Below are 1180 nucleotides of genomic sequence, written 5' to 3' on the forward strand. Positions count from 1 at the left end.
AGTAGCACGCTCAAGACCCGAAGCGGAGTGATCTAGCCATGGGCAGGTTGAAGCGGAGGTAAGACTTCGTGGAGGACCGAACCCACCAGGGTTGAAAACCTGGGGGATGACCTGTGGTTAGGGGTGAAAGGCCAATCAAACTCCGTGATAGCTGGTTCTCCCCGAAATGCATTTAGGTGCAGCGTCGTGTGTTTCTTGCCGGAGGTAGAGCACTGGATAGGCGATGGGCCCTACCGGGTTACTGACCTTAGCCAAACTCCGAATGCCGGTAAGTGAGAGCGCGGCAGTGAGACTGTGGGGGATAAGCTCCATGGTCGAGAGGGAAACAGCCCAGAGCATCGACTAAGGCCCCTAAGCGTACGCTAAGTGGGAAAGGATGTGGAGTCGCAGAGACAACCAGGAGGTTGGCTTAGAAGCAGCCACCCTTGAAAGAGTGCGTAATAGCTCACTGGTCTAGTGATTCCGCGCCGACAATGTAGCGGGGCTCAAGCGTACCGCCGAAGTCGTGTCATTGCAGCATGTACTCCCAACGGAGGCTGTGATGGGTAGGGGAGCGTCGTCTGCCGGGTGAAGCAGCACCGGAAGGTAGTTGTGGACGGTTGACGAGTGAGAATGCAGGCATGAGTAGCGATACAAACGTGAGAAACGTTTGCGCCGATTGACTAAGGGTTCCTGGGTCAAGCTGATCTGCCCAGGGTAAGTCGGGACCTAAGGCGAGGCCGACAGGCGTAGTCGATGGATAACCGGTTGATATTCCGGTACCCGCTGTGAAGCGTCAAACATCGAACCAGGCGATGCTAAGTCCGTGAAGCCGTTCCGGACCCTTCGGGGAATGGAAAGTGGTGGAGCCGACGGACCAGACTTGTAGTAGGTGAGTGATGGGGTGACGCAGGAAGGTAGTCCATCCCGGGCGGTGGTTGTCCCGGGGTAAGGGTGTAGGCCGTGCGATAGGTAAATCCGTCGTACTTGTGGCTGAGACCTGATGCCGAGCCGATTGTGGTGAAGTGGATGATCCTATGCTGTCGAGAAAAGCCTCTAGCGAGTTTCATGGCGGCCCGTACCCTAAACCGACTCAGGTGGTCAGGTAGAGAATACCGAGGCGTTCGGGTGAACTATGGTTAAGGAACTCGGCAAAATGCCCCCGTAACTTCGGGAGAAGGGGGGCCACATCCGGTGATGA

Annotated in this window: 1 rRNA gene (cut by a window edge); it reads left to right on the plus strand. The window is 56.5% G+C overall.

What is annotated here, in order from left to right:
• A 23S ribosomal RNA gene (locus ACFYMM_RS44300) occupies positions 1-1180 on the plus strand; its annotated part runs 1269 nt beyond the window's last position; the annotation flags it as partial.

It is taken from the genome of Streptomyces sp. NPDC006739, assembly GCF_042869815.1.
Taxonomy (GTDB): domain Bacteria; phylum Actinomycetota; class Actinomycetes; order Streptomycetales; family Streptomycetaceae; genus Streptomyces.